The 22,621-nt window shown below is 58.9% G+C and carries 21 protein-coding genes; 20 read left to right on the top strand and 1 reads right to left on the bottom strand.

From position 1 onward, the window contains the following. Positions 1 to 30: 30 nt before the first annotated feature. The 7 genes from HMPREF1267_RS11510 to thyX are packed head-to-tail and all read left to right on the top strand — an operon-like array spanning position 31 to position 5,018. A complete protein-coding gene (locus HMPREF1267_RS11510; protein ID WP_023029374.1) occupies positions 31 to 537 on the top strand; it encodes a hypothetical protein in 507 nt (168 codons plus the stop codon). 32 nt (positions 538 to 569) lie between these two features. Next, positions 570 to 2,087 (top strand): ParB N-terminal domain-containing protein, encoded by a 1,518-nt coding sequence (locus tag HMPREF1267_RS13430; RefSeq protein WP_023029373.1) that lies wholly within the window; start codon positions 570 to 572, stop codon positions 2,085 to 2,087. Positions 2,088 to 2,129: 42 nt separating this feature from the next. Beyond that, entirely contained in the window at positions 2,130 to 2,759 is a 630-nt protein-coding gene (locus HMPREF1267_RS11495) for a ParB N-terminal domain-containing protein (protein WP_023029372.1), read from the top strand. Between the two features lie 28 nt (positions 2,760 to 2,787). Continuing rightward, positions 2,788 to 3,774: a class 1b ribonucleoside-diphosphate reductase subunit beta gene (gene nrdF, locus HMPREF1267_RS11490; RefSeq protein WP_023029371.1), complete on the top strand. Its 987-nt coding sequence runs from the start codon at positions 2,788 to 2,790 to the stop codon at positions 3,772 to 3,774. Between the two features lie 2 nt (positions 3,775 to 3,776). Beyond that, the gene (locus tag HMPREF1267_RS11485) at positions 3,777 to 3,983 is read left to right on the top strand and encodes a DUF3310 domain-containing protein (RefSeq protein ID WP_023029370.1); all 207 of its coding nucleotides are present in this window, start codon (positions 3,777 to 3,779) and stop codon (positions 3,981 to 3,983) included. Continuing rightward, entirely contained in the window at positions 3,980 to 4,351 is a 372-nt protein-coding gene (locus tag HMPREF1267_RS11480) for a hypothetical protein (protein WP_023029369.1), read from the top strand. Before HMPREF1267_RS11485 ends, HMPREF1267_RS11480 begins: the two co-directional genes overlap by 4 nt. Further along, positions 4,344 to 5,018 (top strand): FAD-dependent thymidylate synthase, encoded by a 675-nt coding sequence (gene thyX / locus HMPREF1267_RS11475; protein ID WP_023029368.1) that lies wholly within the window; start codon positions 4,344 to 4,346, stop codon positions 5,016 to 5,018. Before HMPREF1267_RS11480 ends, thyX begins: the two co-directional genes overlap by 8 nt. Before the next feature lie 5 nt (positions 5,019 to 5,023). On the opposite strand, the gene HMPREF1267_RS11470 is transcribed toward thyX, so the two are convergent. Then, positions 5,024 to 5,287: a hypothetical protein gene (locus HMPREF1267_RS11470; protein ID WP_156906128.1), complete on the bottom strand. Its 264-nt coding sequence runs from the start codon at positions 5,285 to 5,287 to the stop codon at positions 5,024 to 5,026. Positions 5,288 to 5,665: 378 nt separating this feature from the next. Between HMPREF1267_RS11470 and HMPREF1267_RS11460 the strand changes: the two genes are divergently transcribed. The 13 genes from HMPREF1267_RS11460 to HMPREF1267_RS11400 all read left to right on the top strand — a co-directional run bounded on the left by HMPREF1267_RS11460 (position 5,666) and on the right by HMPREF1267_RS11400 (position 22,608). Next, entirely contained in the window at positions 5,666 to 6,106 is a 441-nt protein-coding gene (locus tag HMPREF1267_RS11460) for a hypothetical protein (protein WP_023029365.1), read from the top strand. After that, entirely contained in the window at positions 6,084 to 7,367 is a 1,284-nt protein-coding gene (locus HMPREF1267_RS11455) for a PBSX family phage terminase large subunit (protein ID WP_023029364.1), read from the top strand. Before HMPREF1267_RS11460 ends, HMPREF1267_RS11455 begins: the two co-directional genes overlap by 23 nt. Before the next feature lie 479 nt (positions 7,368 to 7,846). Further along, the gene (locus HMPREF1267_RS11450; RefSeq protein ID WP_023029363.1) at positions 7,847 to 9,436 is read left to right on the top strand and encodes a phage portal protein; all 1,590 of its coding nucleotides are present in this window, start codon (positions 7,847 to 7,849) and stop codon (positions 9,434 to 9,436) included. Next, positions 9,429 to 10,514 (top strand): phage minor capsid protein, encoded by a 1,086-nt coding sequence (locus HMPREF1267_RS11445; protein WP_034667425.1) that lies wholly within the window; start codon positions 9,429 to 9,431, stop codon positions 10,512 to 10,514. Before HMPREF1267_RS11450 ends, HMPREF1267_RS11445 begins: the two co-directional genes overlap by 8 nt. A 94-nt stretch (positions 10,515 to 10,608) precedes the next feature. Continuing rightward, positions 10,609 to 11,340, top strand: coding sequence for a hypothetical protein (locus HMPREF1267_RS11440; RefSeq protein ID WP_023029361.1), 732 nt, complete (start codon positions 10,609 to 10,611; stop codon positions 11,338 to 11,340). 10 nt (positions 11,341 to 11,350) lie between these two features. Then, positions 11,351 to 12,268, top strand: a complete 918-nt coding sequence (locus tag HMPREF1267_RS11435) for a phage capsid protein (protein ID WP_023029360.1) — start codon at positions 11,351 to 11,353, stop codon at positions 12,266 to 12,268. 241 nt (positions 12,269 to 12,509) lie between these two features. Then, a complete protein-coding gene (locus HMPREF1267_RS11430) occupies positions 12,510 to 12,947 on the top strand; it encodes a hypothetical protein (RefSeq protein WP_232215148.1) in 438 nt (145 codons plus the stop codon). A 6-nt stretch (positions 12,948 to 12,953) separates the two neighbouring features. After that, positions 12,954 to 13,307 carry a hypothetical protein gene (locus HMPREF1267_RS11425; protein WP_034667286.1) on the top strand — a complete coding sequence of 118 codons (354 nt, stop codon included), beginning with the start codon at positions 12,954 to 12,956 and terminating at the stop codon, positions 13,305 to 13,307. A gap of 23 nt (positions 13,308 to 13,330) precedes the next feature. Beyond that, positions 13,331 to 13,654 (top strand): hypothetical protein, encoded by a 324-nt coding sequence (locus tag HMPREF1267_RS11420; protein WP_232215147.1) that lies wholly within the window; start codon positions 13,331 to 13,333, stop codon positions 13,652 to 13,654. A gap of 5 nt (positions 13,655 to 13,659) precedes the next feature. Further along, positions 13,660 to 14,133, top strand: coding sequence for a minor capsid protein (locus HMPREF1267_RS11415; protein ID WP_023029356.1), 474 nt, complete (start codon positions 13,660 to 13,662; stop codon positions 14,131 to 14,133). A gap of 12 nt (positions 14,134 to 14,145) precedes the next feature. After that, positions 14,146 to 14,826 carry a phage tail tube protein gene (locus HMPREF1267_RS11410; protein ID WP_023029355.1) on the top strand — a complete coding sequence of 227 codons (681 nt, stop codon included), beginning with the start codon at positions 14,146 to 14,148 and terminating at the stop codon, positions 14,824 to 14,826. A 51-nt stretch (positions 14,827 to 14,877) separates the two neighbouring features. After that, a complete protein-coding gene (locus HMPREF1267_RS11405) occupies positions 14,878 to 15,399 on the top strand; it encodes a hypothetical protein (protein WP_232215146.1) in 522 nt (173 codons plus the stop codon). 441 nt (positions 15,400 to 15,840) lie between these two features. Continuing rightward, on the top strand, positions 15,841 to 22,608 hold the full coding sequence (locus HMPREF1267_RS11400) for a tape measure protein (protein ID WP_023029353.1): 6,768 nt from the start codon (positions 15,841 to 15,843) through the stop codon (positions 22,606 to 22,608). The last annotated feature ends 13 nt before the right edge of the window (positions 22,609 to 22,621 follow it).

Genomic DNA, 22,621 nt, shown 5'->3' with positions numbered 1-22,621 from the left:
GCACGAGATCCGCATGGAAAGATTAGACACATGAAACACCGAACCCGCCGCCCTCGTAAAGCCTCCCCTGAGCAACGCGAAGCAGCCCTACGCCTCCGCCTCGAAGAGCGTAACGCCGAGATGGAGGACAAGTACTACTCGGAGCAGCAAAAGTGGGTACAGCAACTAAATACAGCCACATCACGAGCCGATAAGGATGAAGCGGTAGACCGCCTTCATGAGCTGAATGAATGGTTTAACCGTATCCGTACTCGCCGCTCTCAGGCTGAACTTGAAGCTAACCTCCGGCGCGCAGCCCGTAATGAGGAAGCTGCAAAGAAGTGGCAGGCGATCCTCGCTCGTGAGCGGAAGCAGTACGAGCGGGAACTACGCGAAATAGCTCGTGAAGAACGTCGCGTGAACCGGGAAGCGTCCCAGGTTGCGACCTCAGCTATGCGAAACCCATACAAGACATGGGATCGCAGGGATGAGCGGCAGTATCAAACCCACGGGGTGAGAAACCCAAGGGCAAAGCGGGAGCCACTTAAAGAGAACTGACCGCCTGGCGGGGGTGGCTAGCTTTCTGAGCCATGACAGCCAAAAACACAGCCAACATTGGTGAGCACCAAACTGTCCCACTCCTTCAGCTCAACCACTACGCCAAAAATCCACGCCGGGGCGACGTACAAGCCATTAAAGGCAGCATCGTCGCTAACGGCATCTTCCGCCCCGTAATTGTCAACAAGGGCACCTACACGGATAAGCCAAACGAGATTCTTGCCGGTAACCACACTGTGAAAGCTATCCGTGAACTCGCGGAGGAACACCCCGACGATCCACGCTGGCAGGAGGTTGAGGTATGGATGGTTGATGTGGATGCGGAGCGCGCCGCCCGCATCGTCTTGGCTGATAACCGCACCGCTGACCTCGGCTCGTACGATAATGAGGAGTTATTGGGACTCCTGAATATGATGGATGGCGACCTCGACGGCACAGGATACGATGCCGACGATTTGGAGGAGCTTACGCAGCTTGATGGTAGTGGCGCAGATTTAGCGAGTGATGAGGAGGATTACTCGCTGGATGAAGTCGCGGAGGCTGCCGCGTTGACTCTGGCGGAACGATTTTTGGTTGTTCCCACGACGGTTATTGACACTCGTCGAGGGGAGTGGCGAGAGCGCAAGCAGTCATGGCTGAAATTAGGCGTAGCTGCGCAGGAGGGGCGGGCTGGGCAATTAATTTACGCTCCGCCGTCAGGTAATTTCATTAACTGGTACGAAATTAAAAACAAAGCATTGGCACTTAATAGTGAATTAACTAATAAGGAAATACTCGAAAAATATGAAGATCAATTAAAACCGTATAATGAAGGCAGGGGAACCAGCGTGTTCGACCCCGCCTTATGTGAAATCCTTTATCTTTGGTTTAGTAACCCTGGAGACCGCACCCTCGATCCGTGGGCAGGCGGCAGCGTAAGAGGAATCGTGGGAGCCGTGCTAAACCGTCATTATCAGGGGCACGAGCTACGCGCAGAGCAGTGCGTGGAGAACCGAAAGCAAGCAGACAGAATAAAAGAGCGTGGTCACCTCCCACACGGAGTAGACAAACCAGTTTGGATTGATGGAGACTCCGCCAAAACAATGCAAGATAACCAGGCTGAATCATTCGACTTCATAATCGGATGCCCTCCCTACTACGACCTAGAACAATATTCCGACGACGAAGCCGACATCTCCAATCTGTCCACAGAGGACTTCAACGCCGCTATGGCCGTCACCCTGCAGGAAGTAGACCGGTGCCTACGCCCTAACCGATTCGCAGCGTTCGTCGTAGGCTCCGCCCGTGATAAAAGGGGTGACCTCCGAGACATGAAGGCGTGCATGATGAACGCGATGCCAGACGGATGGCACCTCGCCAACGACGCCGTGCTAGTCAACAACGTCGGCACGGGAGCTATTCGGGCTAAGAAAATGTTCGAGGGAGGACGCTCCCTTGCCCGTGTCCACCAAGACATCCTCGTATTCGTCAAAGGCGACAGAAAAACGGCAGCCAAGCGCTTAGATGCCATAAAGGTGGCGGAGCTAGATAGTATGGATAACGAGAACTAGCGGCCAACTGACCGCTTGGGTTGCCGCTGCACACTAAGCCGTATGAGCGACACACAACCACCCCAAGGCACCCTCGAACACCTCCCGATTGAGCAGCTACACAACTACGCCCGTAACCCGCGCAAGGGCAACATTCCCGCAATCAAAAAGAGTCTCCACCAGCACGGCCTATTCAAACCCCTCCTCGTCAACACCGGCTCCCAAACCGGGGAAGAATGGGCCGTCCTCGCAGGCAACCACACCCTCGCCGCTATGCGGGAACTCAATAAGCAAGCCGCCAACGCAGCTCAAGACCAGCCTTACACGATGGTGCCGTGCTACATCATCGACGTGGACGAAACCCAAGCTGCTGAAATCGTCCTCGTGGACAACAAAACCAGTGATGAAGCAGGCTACAACAACGAGGCACTCGCTGACCTCCTCGACTGGCTCCCAGACCTAGACGCCACCGGGTATGAGCAAGCAGACCTAGATGCCCTCCTCGATGGTCTCAACACGGTGGAAGAGCTACCGGAAGAAGAAGCGCAGGATAACCCCTACGCGGACTTCATCACCGTCCGTCTACAACTCCCGCCACACCTAGCGCAGCAATGGTTGGCGCACAGCATGGCATTCGACTCCGCGGAGGAAGCCCTAGAACACCTACTAGACCACGGGGCACTCGAAGGGTGAAACGCACAACCACTTGGGAGGTAATACCATGACCACAACCACCCCGAATCACGCCCAGAGCGGCGACATCATCGACCCCATCAACTGGAATCGCATCGGCGACCAGGTAGACAAAGACGTGTGGGATAGGCTCGTCAACAATTTCTGGGTGCCGGAGAAGATCGCCGTCTCAAACGACAGCAACACGTGGAAGCTCATGCCGGAGGCGGAGCAGTGGGCCACCATGCAGGTATTCACCGGCCTCACCCTCCTCGACACGATGCAAGGCACCGTCGGCGCCCTAAGCCTCATGCCAGACGCCACCACCCCGCATGAGGAAGCCGTCTACACCAATATTGCTTTCATGGAGTCGATTCATGCTAAATCGTATTCCAATATCTTCATGACCCTGGCGGACACCCCAACTATCAACCAGGCGTTTAACTGGGGTCGCCAGAATGAGCACTTACAGTACAAGGCGCACCGCGTACTGGACTTCTACAAGCGCGGTAACGCGAACATGCGCAAGGCCGCATCCACATTGCTGGAATCCTTTTTGTTCTACAGCGGCTTCTACCTCCCAATACGCATGGCGGCGCACTCTAAGCTGACTAACACCGCCGACATCATCCGCCTGATTATCCGTGATGAGGCAGTGCATGGGTACTATATCGGCTACAAATACCAGCAGACCGTAAAGCGCCTACCGGAAGAACAGCAGGCAGAACTACAAGGCGAAGTAGTAGACCTCCTCCTCGACCTTATGGACAACGAGGAACACTACACCCGCGAAATCTACGACCCCCTCGGCTGGACAGAAGACGTCCTAGCATTCCTCCGCTACAACGCCAACAAGGCCCTCAACAACCTGGGCTACGAGGCCATCTACCCCGCAGAATTATGCGAGTTCAGCACAGCGGTGAAAACCTCCCTAGACCCCAGCGGCAACGAAACGCATGATTTCTTCTCCGGCTCCGGCTCCTCCTACGTCATCGGTAAGGCAGAGGAAACCACTGACGAGGACTGGGAGTTCTAACAATGACCGATGCAATCAACCCGCAGCATTACAAAGGCTTCACCGGGGGAGCGGAACCCATCGACATCGCCGAGCACGTGGGCTTCAATTTGGGGAACGTCATAAAGTACACCGCCCGCGCAGGCCGCAAAGACGACCGCCTGCAAGACCTCCACAAAGCCCTCTACTACCTCCAACGCGAAATCGCACGGGAAGAGACCAAGAAATGAGCACCTTCAAGCAAAACTGGGCCAGATCCAGCCGGGGCGACAAAACCGCCCTCACAGTAATCAGCCTCGTCCTCATCCTGAACATCGGCTTCACCATCGCCAATCCCAGTGTGAACGCAGCCCTAAACACCCTCCTCTACGCAAGCATCCTCATCCTCATCTACACCGGCGCGTTGCTCGGCCTCCGACTGGATGAATGCCGCACCTACCTCCACAACACAGAGACGGAACGCGAGCTGGGGAAAGACATCGCCGACGCGGTAGAGGAATACGGCAGCATCACCATAACCGGCCACCCATCCGCGTATTTCATTGAAGCGCCCGCCGATAAGTACCTAGACGAAGAGGAAGATTTTTACCATGACTAACATTGTCGAACCCCGGGTCACCCTCTTGGCCCACACGAAGATTAACGACGCGGCCATCAGCGAGTGGATGGACATCCAGGACTTCTCCACCGATGCGGAAACCCTACTCACGATGGCGGGGAGGAACTGTTACCGCAGCTTCCACCGCCCGAATGAAGCAACCCGCAATGACGCGGACTACCTACAGCGCACCCTAAGCGGCCAAGGCCACTGGAGTATCAGCGAGCACGCCACCGCAACCCTCTACTTCACCGGCGTATCCCGCGCATTCCTCACCGAACTCACCCGCCACCGGCACCTAAGCTTCAGCGTGGAATCACAACGCTTCATCAACGCAGGCGATGCCAACATCGTGCTACCTCCAGCCATACGCGACAGAGACGAAGAAACCCAAGACCGCTTCATCTGGAGCGCCAATCAAAGCATCGCGGCATACGAGGACACACAGATCGCCCTCCGCAACCTCCCAAAGAAGCAGCGTAACGAAGCGGCACGCGGCCTCCTCCCCAACTGCATCGAAACCCGCATGGTAGTCACCGGCAACCTCCGCGCCTGGCACGAAGTCATCCAGCGCCGCACACAACCCGATGCGGACGCAGAAATCCAAGAAGTCATGCGCCTTGCAGCCCGACAACTGCACACCGTATCGCCCGTTATCTTCCCCTAGGAGGCCTAATGCTCCGCCACCACGGATACAAACACCTCACCTGCACAGAATGCGGATACACCATCCACATCGAAGTCCTCACCGACGAGGATGAGAACGGCGGAACCGCCTACTTCCTCCGTGGCACAGCATGGATAGAGGAACAAAAAGCACACGACGTCGGCAGCCACGGCGCCCACCAAGACCGGAACGGCGCCGTAACCGGCGGCCCCCAATGGGAAAGCAGCAGCACCTGACCGCACTACCCCAACCGGCAGAATCACCACCATGACGCTGCAACAACACAACCCCGAAGAATTAGAGCTAATCCAAGCCCCTACATGAAAGAAGCCTACATACGAGGAGACTGGGCACACCACGCCGACAAAGCCATCAAGCACCTCGCAGCCACCGGCAAACCCTTCACTACCGACACCATCCGACAACACATCCCCGACGGCCTCACACCCAAGCACAACAACGCCTGGGGAGGCCTCCTAATCGCCTGGCGGAAACGAGGAGTGATACAACCCGTCGGATACCACCAAGCCGCACACAAACCCCGCCACGGCGGACTACAACGCATCTGGCAAGGCACCAAAAATACAAGCTAAACAGCTTCCCCCAATACCACTGCCCAACCCGCACAAAAAAGGAGACTCCCGCACATGCCACCACGCAGAGGAATGACAAAAGAACGCGCAGAACGCGCCGCCAAAGTCGTCACCCTCCACGACGGCGGAGCCACCTTCGAAGTCATCGGTAAACAACTCGGCATCAGCAAAACCCAAGCCCGCCTCGACTACGACAAGGCAATGGAGGAAGCAAAACCCGACGCGGCCCGAACCGTATTCGCCAAACTCGACCGCCGGTACAACCGCCTCCACGCCGCATACTGGAAGAAAGCCCTCGACGGGGACATTAAGGCCGCCCGCCTCATCATCGACGTGAACACCAAACTCGCCGCCCTATGGGGTGTGGAGGGCGCCATCAAACTCGACGTGGAAGTCACCGGAGGTGAAGAATTCTCCTCCATGATCACAAACATTAGGCAGACCATTGCAGCGGAAGCGGAGGTCGCAGACGGTGACGACGACTCCCTCGCGTAACTTCCGACTCTCCCGAAAGCAGATTGAAGCCATCGGGAAGTCCACCCACTCCCTCAACATTTGGTACGGCAGTGTCTCCTCCGGCAAGACCCTCGCCTGGCTCATGCTCATGCTGGGAGAGATTAAAGAAGCAGGTACCTCCGGCGCTATCGTCATCGCCGGGAAAACCCTCGACACGGTGTACCAGAACATCTTCCTCCCCCTAATGACGGAGCCGGTGTTTGCTACCGCAGCGCCGTACATCCACTACACGCGGCGTAACCCGACCGCGAAGATATTCGGGCGGGAAGTCCTCGTTATCGGCGTGAACGATAAGGGTGCGGAGGGCCGCATCCGTGGTGGCACGTTCCAGCTTCTCTTCTACGACGAGCTCACCTTATGCCCGCAGAACGTGTGGGAGATGATCTGGTCGCGTATGCGCGCCACCGGTAACCCGAAACCTCCACGCGTGTTCGCCACTACCAACCCGGCCACCCCGGCGCACTACCTCAAGCGCGACTTCATTGATAAGCCCGGGGAGACGGATACTTACGCACAGCTCTTCACGATGGAGGATAACCCGGGCCTGACGCAGGAATACCGGCAGCGTATGCGCGCCTCCTACAGTGGACTCTTCTACCGCCGCATGATTCAAGGCGAGTGGGTCTCCGCCGAGGGCGCCGTATTCGAGGCGTGGAATCCCGACACGATGGTCACCCCACGCCAACAAGGCACAGTCCTAGCCGTGGGAGTGGACTACGGCACGAACCACCCCACCGCGGGCTATGCCCTCACCATGACCGACGAGGGGCTACAGCTCTCGCATGAATGGTCACCCCAAACCAACGGGCTTGGCGGGCGTACACGCCTCACCGACATGGAACTGGCCGACAGCCTGGAAGAGTGGTTGAGCCACCTTCCGAATCAGCCGAGGGCCATTTACCTTGACCCCGCCGCCGCCTCATTTAAAGAGGAACTCCAGCGCCGTCGCCATACGGTCGCCGCCGCGAAAAATAAGGTTGTGGATGGTATCCGCACCGTGGACTCATTGCTCACTAACGGGGTGCTTACAGTGGCGGAGGATTGCCCCCGCCTGATTGAGGAGATACCGGCATACCGGTGGGATCCGCGAGCGACGGAGGGCGGTAAGGATGCGCCCGTTAAAGAGAATGATGACCATGTGGATGCCGCCCGCTATGCCGTGTTCTCTTCCCGACATTTCTGGCTCCGCCACGTGGAAAGCATGCGGGATGACCGCAACCCCGCGGGTGCGATGATGTGAATCGCGGGCCACCAATAGAACCTGCCGTTGGTCTTTTAACGTGGTTGTGTTGTGGCCGCAAGCTGCCTATACCCGCGCCCCGGGGGATTATCCCTGGCTACCGGCCGGAGTAAATGCGGTGTTCACACTATCCCCATAGTGGCCCCGTTAGTGTGGGGTGAGACTTGGGTGAGTAGGGGAGTGGGTTGTCGCCTGATTGAGATGCCCCGAAGAAGCCCACTACCTCACCCCGGCCTTGGGGTCATTATTCAGTGGTGTGAGTGCTGTACGCCCGGTCCGGTGAGGCCCCGTGGCGCACACAAAAGGGTATTCCGCTGGTTCCTGCATCTGGGGCGGAGGATGGCAGCTGCGGTAGGTGATATTGGTTGGCCCGCGCCTAACCCGGGGGGTTCCGACCGCAACCCTCATCGGCGGATAATGCCCAAAAGAAGCCCCAGCGCAAGCCCTGAATTCAACCTATTTTGGGAGGCAAAACCCGCATGAGTATGCCCGAACCGAAGAGCCCCTGGCCGCCAAAAGATTACGAACCCGCCCTAGATTCCATCCGCCGCGATGATGCCATCCTCAACGGCCAACTCGAGGTGATTAACCAGCGTCGTTCCCGCCAGTACGGGCCGCAGCCATACCAGCACCGTAGTCAATTCAATGGCGGAATCGTCGGTAAAACCTCCCGCGCTTTCCTCGGTAGACCCACCAGTGATAAAGGCAAGTCGCACCTCATCACGCACCACCTCCCGGTGGCGGAGGAGCTAACCACCGCCCTCGCTGACTACATGGCAGGCAAGCCGCCGCAGGCGGAACTCGCGGCGGAGGATGAAGGTAATACGAGGGCTAAGGAAGCGCTCGACCGGCTCGTGACCTCCGACGAGTTCGCCGCCCAATGGTGGAATGCGGTGTACAGTGCAGGCTCCCTCGGGTGGGTGTTCGGCCGTGTCGTGTGGAACCAGAACGTGCAGCCGCACCCGTGGATTGAATGGATTGATGCGGACAATGCGATATGCCAGTTCGAGAACGGCCGCCAATCCTCCATCCTCTTCTGGGATACCTTTACGGAGGGCAAGGACGATAAGGTGTTCCGTCTCTTTCAAGAGCACACCCCAGGCCAGATTGAGTACCAACTCTACGAGGGCACGGAGGATAACGTTGGGCGCCCCGTAGACTTCGAGGCGCATGAGGCCACCAAGCACCTCATGGATATTGGCCTCACGGACGGCACCATCCTCAAGACGGGGGCGGATGCCCCAACGGCGCACATGATGCCGAACTACCATCCGCAACGCCGGTGGAGGAACCACCCGCTTCTCCGCTACTACTCCGCATCGGACGTGTCACGCGGCGCACAAATCTTTGAGGATATTGACCACAACTGGTCGCAATTGCAGCATGAGGTGGAGGCCGCACGCGGGCGTCTCTTCGTGGATGAGAACCTCCTCGATACCGAGGGGCCGGGCCGGGGCGAGTTCTTTGACTTCATGCGCGACGTATTCAAGACCAGGCCCAATGTCACCGCGGAGGATAAGCCTACCTTTGAGCAAGTCCAGTTCGATATGCGTGTGGAGCAGTACCTCACCCTGATTGACTCGGATATCCGCAAGGCCGTATCCGCCCTGGGACTATCTCCATTTACGGTGGATATGGATCCGCAAGCATCGGGGGATATGACGGCGACGGAGACGAAAGCACGCACGAAGCGGACGCGGGCCACCGCCGCTACCAAGTCGCGGATGGAGCGGGCGCATCTCTCCGCTATGCTCACCGCATACCTCCAGCTGGATGCCGACCTCAACGGCTACACCCCGCCAACCCAGCCCGTGTTGGTGGCCTTACCTGACCAGGTTGAGGTGAATGATAATGAGCTGATTACCGCCGCCGCCTCCTCCTACTCGGCGGGCATTATGTCCCTCTCCACGGCGGTGCGGAAGCAGCACCCGGAGTGGACGCCCGACCAGGTGGAAGATGAAGTGGCAGCTATCCGGGCTGACGAACGAGCGCGGAACGCATTCGACCCCCTAACGTTGGAGCCGGGCGACGCACCATTTAGCACGGGTGATGCTGGTGACGATGCCTAATGATGGGGATGCTGGGGCGCGTCGCCTCGTCGGCATGTATGAGGATGTTGAGCTGGTGCTACTTCTCGCTTTGCGTGATGCGATTAGTAAAGCGTTGGAGGCGGATACCCCGCAGGCGCGGCAACGCCAGCTGAATATCCTTTTGGATACGGTCGCGAAGCAGCTGAACCGTGTCGGTGGTTTGGTGGAATCACAGGCCGGTCGGGTTGCCGCCGATGAGTATGATGCGGCGATACGTGCCGTGTATGAGGAAGTCGGGGCGGAATTGCAGGCGGGGGGCGTTCAGCCTGATGCGTGGCGCGGTATCTCGTCGGAGACGGCGGCGGCGCTCCGCTCACAGCACGTGATGGTGGCCCGGGAGATTAGGGACGTGTACCGGCAAGTCACGATGACCACCGTCAGGACCGCCACTGTGGAGGGCATGAATCATCCCCGCGCCCTACAGGTAGCACTCAACCGGTTTGCCGATAAAGGTATAACCGGGTTTGTGGATAAGGGAGGCCGCCGGTGGAGTATCGACGTGTATGCCGATATGGCGGTACGCACGATGCGGAACAATGCCCGGCAGGAGGGGCACCTGCGGGGGTATGAGGAGACGGGGGTGGAGTTGGTGCGGGCTTCGTGGCACCCGGCGTCGGCGCCGCAGTGTTTCCCGTTTCAGAATGAGCTGCTGGCGATTACCGGCCCGGCGGGGCCTCGTGTGATGGTAGACCCGGCCACGGGCCGTAACGTCACTGTGACGGTTAAAGCAACTCTCCGTGACGCTATCGCCGCCGGATATCACCACGTTAACTGTAAACATCGTGATGTGGCGTACACTCCGGGCGATAAGACCCCCGAAGCGCCAGAAACCACGCCGGAGGAGAATAAACGCCAGTACGAGGCTACGCAACGACAACGGCAGATTGAGCGCACCATCCGCCGGTGGCGGAAGCGTGAAGCTGTTGCCCTCACCCCTAGTGAAGCGGCCCTCGCTAAGCGGAAGGTAAAAGACTGGCAGGCGGTACAGCGTGAGCACGTCGGCGCGCACTCGTTCCTCTCCCGCTTCTACCACCGAGAGCAACTCCGTACGAACTGACCGCACACACGCCTGGGGCATACTCCTACTTGTGGAGCGGACAGGAGCCGTCCACGACGAACTCACAAGCACAGTTACGGGAGGACTCATCACAATGGCCGATGAACAGGCAACCAACACGACCACCGACCAGCAGAACACCCCGCAGGGTGAACAGCAGAATGCTGAGACCCAGGAGGCCCAGCAGAACGCCACCACCCACCACGAGGAAGAAACTGCCCAGGCCAATGAGACTGAGCAGGACAACTTCGACGTGGAAAAGGAGCTGAAAAAGCTGCGCAAAGAGTCGGCGGCGCGTCGTACCAGCCTCCGTGATGAGGAGAAGAAGAACGCGGAACTATCCAGCAAGTATTCTGAACTCAATTCCAAGTTTGAGGAAATGCGCGGCTTCCTGGCTAAGCTCTCCGGCGTTGAGGAGGAAGCAACGCCGGAGGAGGTCATCAACTCCTACAAGGAGAAGTTGGAAGCCCAAGAGCAGGAGAACCGGCAGCTCCGTGAAACCACCGCGCTGAATGCGGCGGTCTCCAAGGCTAAGGGTGACCCTGCCCTCATCGTCCCGTACCTGCGAGGTTCCAACGCGCTTGCGAACCTCGACCCGTCCGCCGAAAACTACACCTCCCAGGTGGAGGAACTCGTTCAGGAGACGGTAGACGCCAATCCGAAGCTACGCGCCCAGGCGGCGCCCGTATCCTCCGGTAACACGTCTAATCCGACCGATAACAGCGGCCCGAAAAAGTACACCGTTGACGACCTCGACGATATGAGCGCCGAGGAAATCTTCGAGTTGACGAAGCAGGGCAAGCTGGAACACCTCTACAAGAACTAGGAGACACTACATGTCCGTTGAGAATTTCATCCCTAAGCTCTGGGCACCAAGCCTGGAAGTCCCCTACCAGAAGTCTCTCATCTACGCGCAGCCGGAAATCGCGGACACTCGCTTCCAGGCGATGCTGCAGAACTCCGGCGATACCGTCCACATCAACACCATCGGCGCCGCCAACATCAAGACGCACGACCGTACCCAAGACCTTGAGTACGACGATGTTGAAACCACCGATGTGAAGTTGGTGATGGATACGGAGCGTTACTACGGCTTCCGCGTCAACGATGTTGATGCCATCCAGGCCGCAGGTGACTTCCGTTCCGCCGCCACCAACGAGCACGGCTCCGCAATGGCTAACGAGGTGGACACCGACATTGCGAAGAAGCTCAAGGACGGCGCGGGCAAGAAGCTGAACACCGTCCCCATCTTCGACGGCGCTGACTTCTACCGCCCGAACGATAAGCAGATCACCGCGTGGGATGCGCTCCGCCGCATGGCGTTGGAGCTGAACAAGGTGTCCGCACCGACCTCCCCACGCTGGGTTGTTGTCGGCCCGAACTTCGGCTCCGCGCTGCTGGCTGACCGTCGTGTAACCCAGGCTCACGCCGCCGGTACCGACATCGTGGCCCGCAACGGCCTTATTTCCACCCTGCCGCAGCTCGGATTGAATATTTACCAGTCCGTCAACGCACCGACCACCGGCGGTAAGGAAACCATCATTGCTGGTGTCCAGGGCGCCCTGGCGTACGCTTCCCAGCTCCGCACCTTGGAGGCTTTCCGCGACCCGGATCGCTTCGGCGATATTGTTCGCGGCCTCATGGTCTCCGGCGCTGCCGTGGTTCGCCCGAAGGGCGTCGTCACCCTCGATGCGGACGTGAAGGAAGGCACCCTTGGTGGTGGCGGTGGTACTGCCGTCGACGCCGAGATGTAAGGCTGTTTGAGCCTGCTATCGCCGCAGGGGTGAGGGGTGTGCTGGCTGGAGTCCAGTAGGGCCGGTGCACTGTCTTCCTCTGTGAGCTTGGCGGGGAGGGCGAAGATAATTATTCGCGTGCTGTTAGGTGACGTTGCTGTTTGGTGACGTGGCGCGCAGGGTGGTTATTTTCTCCTCCCCGCTTTCTTGTATCTAAACCCCATAATCATTCTTTTAGGGAGGCCCGCTTATGCGGCTACAGATGAATTACATTGACCGGACTGAACTCCTCAACGATGCCGACACTGACCTCTATGAGGAGTTGGAGGATGCCCGCCTCGACCGGCTCATTAACTATGCTTCCATCCTCATGCGGCGGGCAACACGCGGCGCTATCTATGAGGTGGACGAGGCCGGGATGCCCACCAACCAGTTCGTGGTGGATGCGTTCAAATATGCGACGAGCGCGCAGATTCAAGCGTGGGTGGATGCTGGCATCCTCGACGAATTAGAGACCGGGGGAGCTACGGCGGAGGCTATCGTATCCTCCTCGACTAATAACGGTTCCTCCATCACGCTGGACTATTCAGAGGCCACCAAGGCTAGGTCGCTACTCCTCAATGGTGGCCTGGCGTTGGGGGCGCAGTTGATTCTGGATGATGCGGGCCTCCTCTCCGGCAAACCATGGCTGGCGGTGTAACAGGGTATGAGCAAGCGCAGTAAAACCAGCGATACGCTCCGTGACCTCTGGTTCCGGCATGACGTTCAGTTACAGGGGGAGGAAATCCGCACCATGCGTGGCACTACATTCACGCCGGGGGAGACGGTGAAAGCATCCATCAATATGGAGTCGCACCGCGCCCTTAATCAGCACGGGGAAGAAGTGTTAGCCGCCGGTACCATCAACTGGGATGTGGACGGGCCGCTACCCGAGCCGGGTGATGTGCTCACCCTGCCGGATGATTTCGGGGCGAAACCCCAACGCAAGGTAGTGAGCGCACGCCGAGCCTACTCCGGCACAGGCCTGACCCCCGACCATGTGGAGGTGACGATCGTATGACCCTCCACTGGAAAGGCGACGCGGTGAAGAAACAGATTCAAGCCGGGGCGCAGCGCGGTGTCACCTCGGCGGCGCAGGTAGTGGAGGCCGCAGCCGTACCACTCACCCCGCTGGGCGAAACGGGTAACCTCCGCCAATCCGCCAGCACAATACCCGCACAAGCATCGGGTAGTGAGGTGGCAGGTGGTGTCCGATATGGGGGACTGCCGTACATCCGCCGCCAGCATGAGGAAACCGGCTGGAACCACCCGAGGGCCGGGCAAGCCAAATACTTGGAGACAGCGAAGAATGAGAACGCGGACAGGGTTGCGCAGGTAATCCGGAACCACATCAAGGGAGGAATCTAACCCCAATGGCCGAGTTTCATCAAGATAACACGCGGCGGGCCTCGTACCGGCAGACCGTGGTCTACGACATAGCCGAATACCTCGCCAACTGTGGGGTATGCGCCCGCCCCGGCGTAAACCAGCGTGAGGTGAATGGTATCCCGGCGGTGTTTGCGTACCGGCTGGAGGATAACCCAGACCGCGCCCTCACCATCTTCAACATCATCATCGATGAGAGCGTGTCCGACTCTAATCCAAGCCTCCGCTTTAGTCTCGCATTCCGTGGCGCACCCCGCGACCACAACACCCCGCTCGATGATGCCGCCGAGGCTTACAAGCACCTCCACGACCTCACAGACATTGAGCTGACCGCGCACACGCGGCTCCTATCCTGCAGGAGGATCATCAATGATCCACCACTACTGGACAGCAACGACCGCTGGCACGCCGTAGACACCTACTCGGCCACGCTGGCAGCACCCAATCCGACCGACTCTTAGGAGCGCACAGCAATGGCTAACACCAAGTTCGCGACTGCTCCCAACTCGTGCGAGCTGAACAAACAGCTCAACCGAGGCTGGGCACTACAAGTCAAGCCCGTAGGTGCCGACGCGGCAGAATACAAGTTTGTTCGCGGCGTCACCTCCCTCTCCCCAAACATCGAAACCCAGACCGTCGATGCATCCGACATTGACTCCAACGGCTGGACGTCCGAGGAAAAGACCTCCCGCTCCCTGACCGTCTCGGTTGAAGGCCAGTTCGCCCGCAAGGGTGACCTCGACCTCCTCACCGAGGATCAGCAGCTCCTCAAGGCCACCGGCGAGGAACTCGGCGCGGACGGCAAGGTTGACTTCCGTGTATGGCGCACCGACATTGATGAGGGCTGGGAAGGTACTGCTACTAACAGCTTTACCTCCGGCTCCGGCGGCGCTAACGACCTCCGCACGTTCACCTCTGATTTGAAGTCCTCGTGTGAGCCGACCCGTATTCACTCTGTGAAGAAGGGTGCGGAGCGTCAGGAATCCGAGCCGGTGGATGTGGAGGAACTCCTGAAGATTATTCACCCGCAGGGCGTGCCGAACGTCTCCACCGGTGAAGAGGAAGAGGAATCCGCAGGTTCCGTTGATGATTCTCGCGGTGAGGAAGAGGCCGGTTCCGAGGGGGATACCGACTCCGAATCCCTGGCCGCATAAACCAGGGGATAAGCCCCTTAGGGGGTTCGTAGTCACAGGGCAAAGGCCCGTATGAGGAACACCATCCTTGTGCGGGCCTTTACTCATACCCCTGACCGCACCCCGTCAGGCGGCACACTTAATCCCCGTACACAACAACCAACCAACTGGGAGGCAACCCGCATGACCGACTTCGGACAACTCGACGAGCAGCTCGACGAGTACGACATCTCATTCACCTTCAAGGGAGAGGACTACAAGGTCACTCCCTCCGCAGAACAAGTCTTAGAGTTCCACCGTGACTACTACAACGCCCGCAAGTCCGATGAGGACTCTGGTATGGGTGTGTGGAAGCGTGTTGCGCCGCTCCTCGGCTCCAAGTTTAATCCCAAGACCGCGAAGATTAGCGGCGGTATCCTCGAACAAGTCATGGAGGCCGGTGCCACCTATAGCCAATTGGAGCGCCTTGTATCTGCTGTGCACTTCAAGTACGTGCAGGGCGATGACCTAGCCAAGGCCTATTTTGAGACTGGCGAGCTGGGAAAAGCAGTGGATATTCTCAAGCAGAAGAACAACGCCTCCCAGCAAGACTAGATGACCCCGAGGGGTGCTGGCGTGACCAGTGGGATAGGCTCCGCCGCGACCCCGACGGGTGGGCATACGCCGAGGATAGTGACCTCTGGTACAACCCCTACGCGGGGGCATACTCGGAGAACGACCCCGGCGGTGGCCCGCCCGACCTTTATATCCTCGAAACGTTCGGGGAGTACGTCCGTGAATGGTGGGCGGAGCAAGTCCAGGCGAAGCCAGATGTGGATGAATCCGTCCTCACCTGGTCGTCGATCCTCTCACGGTGGGATGATATAGAGACGGACTTTCAGCACTTTTTTAGCATCGATTTTGGATCAGGTGTTCTATCCGACCGCAGGTGGCGCTGGTTCAGAATACGGCTAGTACGCCTCCTAAGCGAAGATACCGCGCTTGCTCGCGGGTTGGGGCTGCGGAAAACACCAACGCTAAAAAAGGAGCATTAGCATGGCTGCGCTTGACCTCGGAGATCTCGGATTCACAATCACCGTAGACACTGGCGACTTCGACCGCCAGATTAGTCAGGTTGAGCAGAAAGCCCGTCAGGCTGACCAATCATTCCAACGCCTATCCCGAAAGACTATCTCCCCGAAGTCCGATACGGGCGGGGTGGAGAAACTGGAGCGCTCCACCCGTAAGGCAGATAGTGCGCTAGATAAGACCTCGAAGAAGAAGGTCGCCCCACAGGCAGATACGTCGGGCGTGGATAAGATTCAATCCTCCACCGCCGCCGCTTCCTCCGAGCTGGATAAGGTAGCAAATAAGCGCGTGTCGCCTCGTGCGGACTCCGCGCCTCTGGAGCGGGCCGCCGGGGCGGCTAAGGAGGCCTCCTCCAGCCTTGACCAGACTGCCGCCTCCGTGTCCCGCGTGGGCGGTGAGTTCGATTCCGCCGGGGCATCCACGGATACGTTCTCCTCCAAGCTACGGAATAATGTCGGCAAGCTCGGTGGTTTCGCCGCCGGTATTGCTGGTGTGGCGGGTGCCGCACAGGTCATGCAGAACGGCTTCTCTAAGGTCACCTCCATTGAGGACACGACCAAGGCCCTTGGTGTGATGATGGGGTCGGCGGATGAGGCCTCCGCCTACATGGATAAGCTCGTCGAGTCGAACATGCGCTCCACCTACTCGTTCGACGCGTGGGCTAACGCAGGTAAGACCCTCGTCGCCTTTGGTATTGAAGCGGAGCAGGCAAACCAGACCGTCACCGCCTTGGGTGAGGCCGCCGCCGCCACCGGCAAGGGTGAGGAAGCCCTCCTCAACATGTCGGATGCGTTCGGTCAGGCCGCCGCCTCCGGCAAAATCTCGATGGAGACCCTAAACCGCCTCGCCGATGGTGGTGTGCAGGGCCTCGCTATCCTCGCAAACCACTTCGGTGTCACCACCGAGGAAATGCAGAAGATGGTCTCCTCCGGCGCGGTGCCAGCAGAGGAGGGAATTAAGGCCCTCACGGACGGCATCATTAACGGTTCGGAGGGCGCTGCGGGTTCCGTGCAGTCCCTCTCCGGCGTTATGGGCGAGATGGCGGAGACCACCTCAGGCACCCTGAAAAATATGGGTGCGGAGCTGAACAACACAGCCGCCGCCGTGTTCGAAAAGCTATCCCCTGCGATTAAGGCCGGTGCAGAGAAAGTCCGCGTGTCCGCCCAGGGCATGACCCGGTGGATTAAGGATATTGACGTGTCGCCCATCGTGTCGATGGGTGAGGCTGTGATGAATCTGCCGGATCCGATTAAGGATGCGACCAAGGCCATTGTGGCGCTCAAGGTTGCGCAGGCCGCGCTTAACACCACGATGGGGCAGAATGCCGCCGGGAAGATGACGGCGTTCAAAACCGCCGTTGTGGACACTGGCAAGGGCGTTCGAGACCTCAAGACCTACTACCGTGCCACGGGCCGGGAAATCTCCACGTTCACTGCCGCTACTCAGCTCGCAGCGACTAGCCAGAACTCCGCCTTGGCGGGCATGGGTGTCGCCTATAATAATGCGGCTAATAGCGGTAAGAAATTTGCTCGGTCTACCGGCGTGGTTAAGGCCGGTATGTCCGGCATTAAGAGCGCCGCCGGTGGTGTGGTAGACGCTTTAGGCGGCCCGTGGATGATTGCTATGGGCGCAGCCGCCTTTGCCGTCACTGAAATTGTCGGCGCGTCGAAACGCGCTAGTGATGCGCAGGCGAAGTTCACTGAGACTACTGGCGAAGCGGATGCGGCGCTCCTACGTCTCAACGCTAGCTTGGCTGGCACCAAGGGCGCTTTGAATGACCTACAGATGGAGGATCTGGGGAAGGTCGCCCAAGGCGCGGTGGCTGATATTGAGCGCGTCGGAGAATCCCTAGATGGGTTCTTCGCCAAGCTGGATAAGAACCAGTTAGGCCTTTCCCCTGACGAATTAGATGGCATGAACACCATGCAGATCAATCACGAACTGCAGGTGATGGGCGACTCCTTCGACATGATCAAGGGGAAGCTGGAGGATAATGGCCATGCGTGGGATGATTTGGGCCGCATCGTCGCTGAGGGTGGCAGCGAATACCAGCAGATGCTTAATGAGCTGGAGAATACCGGCGGGAGTTTCTGGAACAACAATGAAGAAGCAGGCCGGGTCGCTGCGGAACGACTACGGGAGGCCCGCGAAAAGGCCTTAGAGGCGGCGGAGGCCGCCCGTGAGCTTGACCCGGCTGCTGCGCAAGCCGCTGCTGGTATCAGCACCCTAGCGGACTCCTCCGCCTCCGCAGAGGATAAACTCTCCGCCCTGAAATCGACCATGCAGGCTATGGGCCTCATGGCGCAGACCGCCGACCAAGCCAACATGGAGGCAGCCCAGCACATTGAGGAGCTGGGGCAGAAGATGGAGGGCATCGCCAAGGCCGAGTATGGCCTGGGTGAGTCCTTATTCAATGGGGAGAAGCTGGATTACACGAACCAGAATGCTCGTGCTCTCTCCGACACGCTGGGCGATATGTCGAGCCAGCTGATGAATGTGGCCACTAGCGGCGGTGATATTAGTGGCATTTGGGAGCAGATGTCACCCCAGCTGGATAATCTGCGTGAGCAGATGGGGCTGACTGGTGCCGAGTTCGATGAGCAGTGGAGCCACGTCCTTGAATCTTATGGCCTGGCACCGGACGTTATCCGCACGCTAGTGGAGCTGGATGGTGCTAGTGAGGCGGTGCAGTCGCTGGGCAATATTTGGACGGCGCTGTACCCGCTGGAGGAGGGCACTAAGGTTCGGGTTGACCCGCCGGACGGTGATGTTCTCAAGGCGATGGACGAACTCGGCATTAAATACGAAGAGATTAAGAATGATGCCGGTGAAGTAATCCAGTACGATATCACCGCCCCTAATGACAAGGTTATGGGCGATTTGGAGTCCATCACCGCGAAGATGGCCGAGATTGATGATGAATCAGTCGAGATTAAGACCATCATGGATACCACCCCGTTACAGTTTGGGGCCGATGAAGCACGGTCGATTATTGACCAGCTGGATATCCAAGAGGCGTCGCCGACGGCTCAGCTCCTCATTGACCAGCTCCTCGCTAATGGCGAGATAGCTCGGGGTGATTTGGAGTACCTGAACCAGCAGTCCCCAACGCCGCAGGCTGACCTGAATAAGCTCCTGCTGGATGCTGGTGTTGCGCAGGCACATAGCCAGTTGGATGATGTGGATAATCACAGCACCAACTCAAAGATGAAGGGCGACAATAGTGACGTAGTAAATAAGGCAAATCTCGCACGCGCTGCGCTCAACGCCATTCCCGGTGTTAAGACGGTCAAGATCGTTGCTGAAAAGATTGGCGACTGGTTTGGCCACCAGCATGGCGGCCGTATCGGCGTGCCTGTGTTTGCTGAGGGTGGGGAGATACCAGCCCTCGCAGGTGGTGGTTTCCCGAACGCGGCCCGTAATGTTGGCCGTGATTCTGGCTACAAGCTCCCAACGAGCGGGCCGGGCACGGAGCAGGTAGACGGATTCCTCGGCGTGGACAATATGGGCCGGGCCGTGGCCCGCGTCAACGCTGGCGAATGGGTCATCAATAATAATTCCTCGACGCGGTACGACCGTACGCTGATGGGGATTAATGCGGGTAACCCTCGCATGATTCTTGCCGGGCTGGCGCATGATCTTCCGGCGCTCGCTGATGGTGGTAAAACCAAGTCTGCTGACGTCATTGACCAGCTCCAGCCCTACAATAATGGGCCGTACGTGATGGGCGGTTTCTCCCCATCGTCTATGGATTGCTCCGGCGCGGTATCTGCCGTTGTGAACACCTGGCTGGGCTTGAACCCATTCGATTCCCGCATGTCCACCGTTACGGAGGGGTCGTGGCTTGCCGCCAAGGGCTTCGAGAACGGGCGCGGTAATGGTAATGAGCTTGTGGTTGGTTGGTATGACTACGGCGGAGGCGCGAATGGCCACACGGCCCTCATGCTGCCTGACGGCACCTACATTGAATCCGGAGGTAACACCGGCCAAGGTTTCACCATTGGTGGGGCCGCAGGCCCACTCGACGGGCGCGGCTTCACTAACTTCATGTACCTGCCTAACTCGGGTGATGAGGAAGCAGGCCCCACTGGTGATGGTGGCGTCACGATTAACGGCAATGGCACCGACCTAGACATCGCTGATTTTGGTGGTGGTGCATCCGGCGGTGGTGGTGGGGCTAAGCGCGCCTCCCACGCCAGCATCTCCGCCCCAACGGCGGGGAGTATGTTTGATGCGCCCGGCCTGGCCTCGAACCGGCCTGGCGCAACCATCGGTGGCGGTGTACCGGCGGCGCAGAAGAATCAGGCGTACGCCCTCGCGGAGCAGGCAGGTATCCCTAAGTGGCAGGTGGATAATGTCCTGAATTTCGCGAACCCGTTTGTGGGGCAAAACTCGTTCCGTGACACGATGGGCGAGCCCGCCGCGAAGCAGATCCTCTCCGTCGCGAAGCAGCTAGAGGATGCTATCGGGCAGGGTGGTATTGAGGCGCAGGTTGCTGCCGCTCTGGACATGAAGACCCCAAACTGGGATGTGTGGTTGCGTGTCAATGATGAAACCATTGATGCGTTTAACGCGTTGGGTGAGGCGCAAGCCGACCGGAAAAACGCGTCGATGGACATCACCGAAGCGGAAGAGAAACTTGCCGACTTGCGTAAGCGCGCCACGGAGTCGGATGAGGAGTCTACGGAGAAACTTGCGGAGGCCTACAAGAACCTAGACAAGGCCAAAAACAAGGACATCTCCCGCTCCTATACGCAGGAGCGTAAGGCGGAAGATATTGAGAAAGCGGAGAAGAAGATCCGTGAACTCAAGGAAAAAAGTTCTGATAATGAGGTTAAGGCAGCGCAGCAGATTGCGGAGGCCGAGCAGGAGCTAACCGACGCCCGTGAGGCGGAGGAGAAGGCTATCCGCGAGCTGGAGCAGGCGCAGATTAAATACAATACTGCGCTGGTGATGGCACCGATTAAGGCCGTCGCTTCCCTCACCGACCACATTGCTGATGGGTTGGGTACCGTCGCGGACACCCTTGGTCTCATGGCCGAGAATATGGATCGGGCGAACGCGGTTGCAGATGCGCGGCAGCAGTCCGAGCTGGATAATATCAACGCGCAGAAGTCCGCGATGGATGCGGCTCAAGCGTTACGTGAGCTGGAACGTGAAGGTGCTAATGCTCGCCATGCGGAGGTGTTGGCGCAGCAGCAGGCCGAGTTTGACCTTGCCATGGCCCGGCATGACCACAATTCCCAGCACGCTGACCTAGAGGTCAACCTGGCCGATATCCGCACTAAGGGCATCCTCGACGTGTCCCAGCGTGCCTTGGATACTGACCGGCTGGCGATGCTATCCGCCTCGTCCGTAGCTGTGGCGGAGAAGCAGCTGGAGTTGACGCGTGCGGAGGCGGCGCAGAATGAGTTTAACCGGCGTATCCGTATGGAGGAGGCCACCTTTGAGCTGAATTATCAGCAGGAGATGGCCCGTATCCAGAATGAGCGGCTTAAGGTCGCGACGGAGGAGATGGCGAACGCCGCCGCCGAAGCCGCAAACATGCTGGGCAGTTCCGCATCCGCTCTGGCTCGTGAGCAGCAGGGTAAGCAGAAGCAGGCTAAAGGTGCGGCTGGGATTATTGGCGGCTTGGCGCAACTTGCTGGTGCTGGTGCTATGGCCGCCGCGACGGGCGGTGCCGCCCTACCGGCCGCGATGGGCTTAGGCGTTGCTGGCTTCAAGGCGCTGGTTGAGGGTAGTACCAGTGTGGCCGAGGGCCGTGCGCAGGAAAAGGCCTACAAGGAACAGGCCCGTGAGGAGTACAACAAGCTCTCCCCGGATGATAAACGACGCGTGGATGCCGCCCGCGGTGGTCTCGTGGCTGGTGCTCTGGCTGGCGGTGCCGTGGGCATGGCTGGCGGCACAATGGAGGACGTCGGCAACATGTTCGACGCCACCTCCGGTGCGTTCAATCTCCCGCTGTACAAGAAGCAGATGGAGCAGAAATACGGGGCCGAGGCCGCCGAGTTGTTGACTTCGAAGAAGAAAGCCGAGTTGGATAGGCAGCAGCGGAAGGCCGAGATTGAGCGGGCGCGGAAGCAGTTCGACCTCAAGCAGGAAACCAACCCGCAGGCCGATATGCTCGCGAAGATGCGCGATACTCTCCAGCGCCAGTTGGATGAGTTGCAGCAGGAGAATAAGCAGCTTGCCGGGGTGAATGACAAACTGGACCGTGGTAACAAGTCGGTGCTCATGTCCATCGGTGGTTCCGGTTGGGGTGCGGATTCCTCGGAGGGCATGATGCTTTCGCAGCGTGAGCGCGGCTTCGGTGAGATTAGCCGCGAGGATGTGGGGGCGTGGTCTTCACTCAATGTTGAGAACGGGTGGAATGCTAACGCCCTGATGCGCCCGATTGTGGATAGCGTGGCCGATACGGCGGCGGATGCAGCAGCAGCTGGCCGAGACATTATTGAGGGCCTGCCGGAGACGGTCGTGGATGGTCTGTACGCTAAGCAGCTCGGCGGGTCGGATGTAGTACCGGGTGCACTGAATGCTGCGCAGCGTTCCAGCATGGCAAGCGAGGAAGCCCGCCGACAGGCCGCCTATCGTGATGCGGCCAACCGCGTATTCGAGAGCATGGGCAGTGGTGACACCACCAATATCGACACGCAGTTCACGGGTGCGGTGACGGTTAACGCCCAGCTGGAGGACAAGGTTATGGCCGGGCTGTCGAGCATGGTTAAACAACGTTAAATAAGGAGTTTGT

Origin of the sequence: Corynebacterium sp. KPL1824 (assembly GCF_000478095.1) — a bacterium.
Classification (GTDB): domain Bacteria; phylum Actinomycetota; class Actinomycetes; order Mycobacteriales; family Mycobacteriaceae; genus Corynebacterium; species Corynebacterium accolens.
The sequence above is the reverse complement of the archived record's forward strand: the minus strand, read 5'-3'. Positions and strand labels throughout refer to the sequence as shown.

Coding starts and splice junctions, on each gene's coding strand:
- HMPREF1267_RS11435 (WP_023029360.1), top strand. CDS start 11,351: ATGTCCGTTGAGAATTTCATCCCTAAGCTCTGGGCACCAAGCCTGGAA.
- HMPREF1267_RS11450 (WP_023029363.1), top strand. CDS start 7,847: ATGAGTATGCCCGAACCGAAGAGCCCCTGGCCGCCAAAAGATTACGAA.
- HMPREF1267_RS11410 (WP_023029355.1), top strand. CDS start 14,146: ATGGCTAACACCAAGTTCGCGACTGCTCCCAACTCGTGCGAGCTGAAC.
- HMPREF1267_RS11415 (WP_023029356.1), top strand. CDS start 13,660: ATGGCCGAGTTTCATCAAGATAACACGCGGCGGGCCTCGTACCGGCAG.
- HMPREF1267_RS11510 (WP_023029374.1), top strand. CDS start 31: ATGAAACACCGAACCCGCCGCCCTCGTAAAGCCTCCCCTGAGCAACGC.
- HMPREF1267_RS11460 (WP_023029365.1), top strand. CDS start 5,666: ATGCCACCACGCAGAGGAATGACAAAAGAACGCGCAGAACGCGCCGCC.
- HMPREF1267_RS11400 (WP_023029353.1), top strand. CDS start 15,841: ATGGCTGCGCTTGACCTCGGAGATCTCGGATTCACAATCACCGTAGAC.
- HMPREF1267_RS11470 (WP_156906128.1), bottom strand. CDS start 5,287: ATGGTGGTGATTCTGCCGGTTGGGGTAGTGCGGTCAGGTGCTGCTGCT.
- nrdF (WP_023029371.1), top strand. CDS start 2,788: ATGACCACAACCACCCCGAATCACGCCCAGAGCGGCGACATCATCGAC.
- HMPREF1267_RS11430 (WP_232215148.1), top strand. CDS start 12,510: ATGAATTACATTGACCGGACTGAACTCCTCAACGATGCCGACACTGAC.
- HMPREF1267_RS11440 (WP_023029361.1), top strand. CDS start 10,609: ATGGCCGATGAACAGGCAACCAACACGACCACCGACCAGCAGAACACC.
- HMPREF1267_RS11495 (WP_023029372.1), top strand. CDS start 2,130: ATGAGCGACACACAACCACCCCAAGGCACCCTCGAACACCTCCCGATT.
- HMPREF1267_RS13430 (WP_023029373.1), top strand. CDS start 570: ATGACAGCCAAAAACACAGCCAACATTGGTGAGCACCAAACTGTCCCA.
- HMPREF1267_RS11405 (WP_232215146.1), top strand. CDS start 14,878: ATGAGGAACACCATCCTTGTGCGGGCCTTTACTCATACCCCTGACCGC.
- thyX (WP_023029368.1), top strand. CDS start 4,344: ATGACTAACATTGTCGAACCCCGGGTCACCCTCTTGGCCCACACGAAG.
- HMPREF1267_RS11485 (WP_023029370.1), top strand. CDS start 3,777: ATGACCGATGCAATCAACCCGCAGCATTACAAAGGCTTCACCGGGGGA.
- HMPREF1267_RS11425 (WP_034667286.1), top strand. CDS start 12,954: ATGAGCAAGCGCAGTAAAACCAGCGATACGCTCCGTGACCTCTGGTTC.
- HMPREF1267_RS11480 (WP_023029369.1), top strand. CDS start 3,980: ATGAGCACCTTCAAGCAAAACTGGGCCAGATCCAGCCGGGGCGACAAA.
- HMPREF1267_RS11445 (WP_034667425.1), top strand. CDS start 9,429: ATGCCTAATGATGGGGATGCTGGGGCGCGTCGCCTCGTCGGCATGTAT.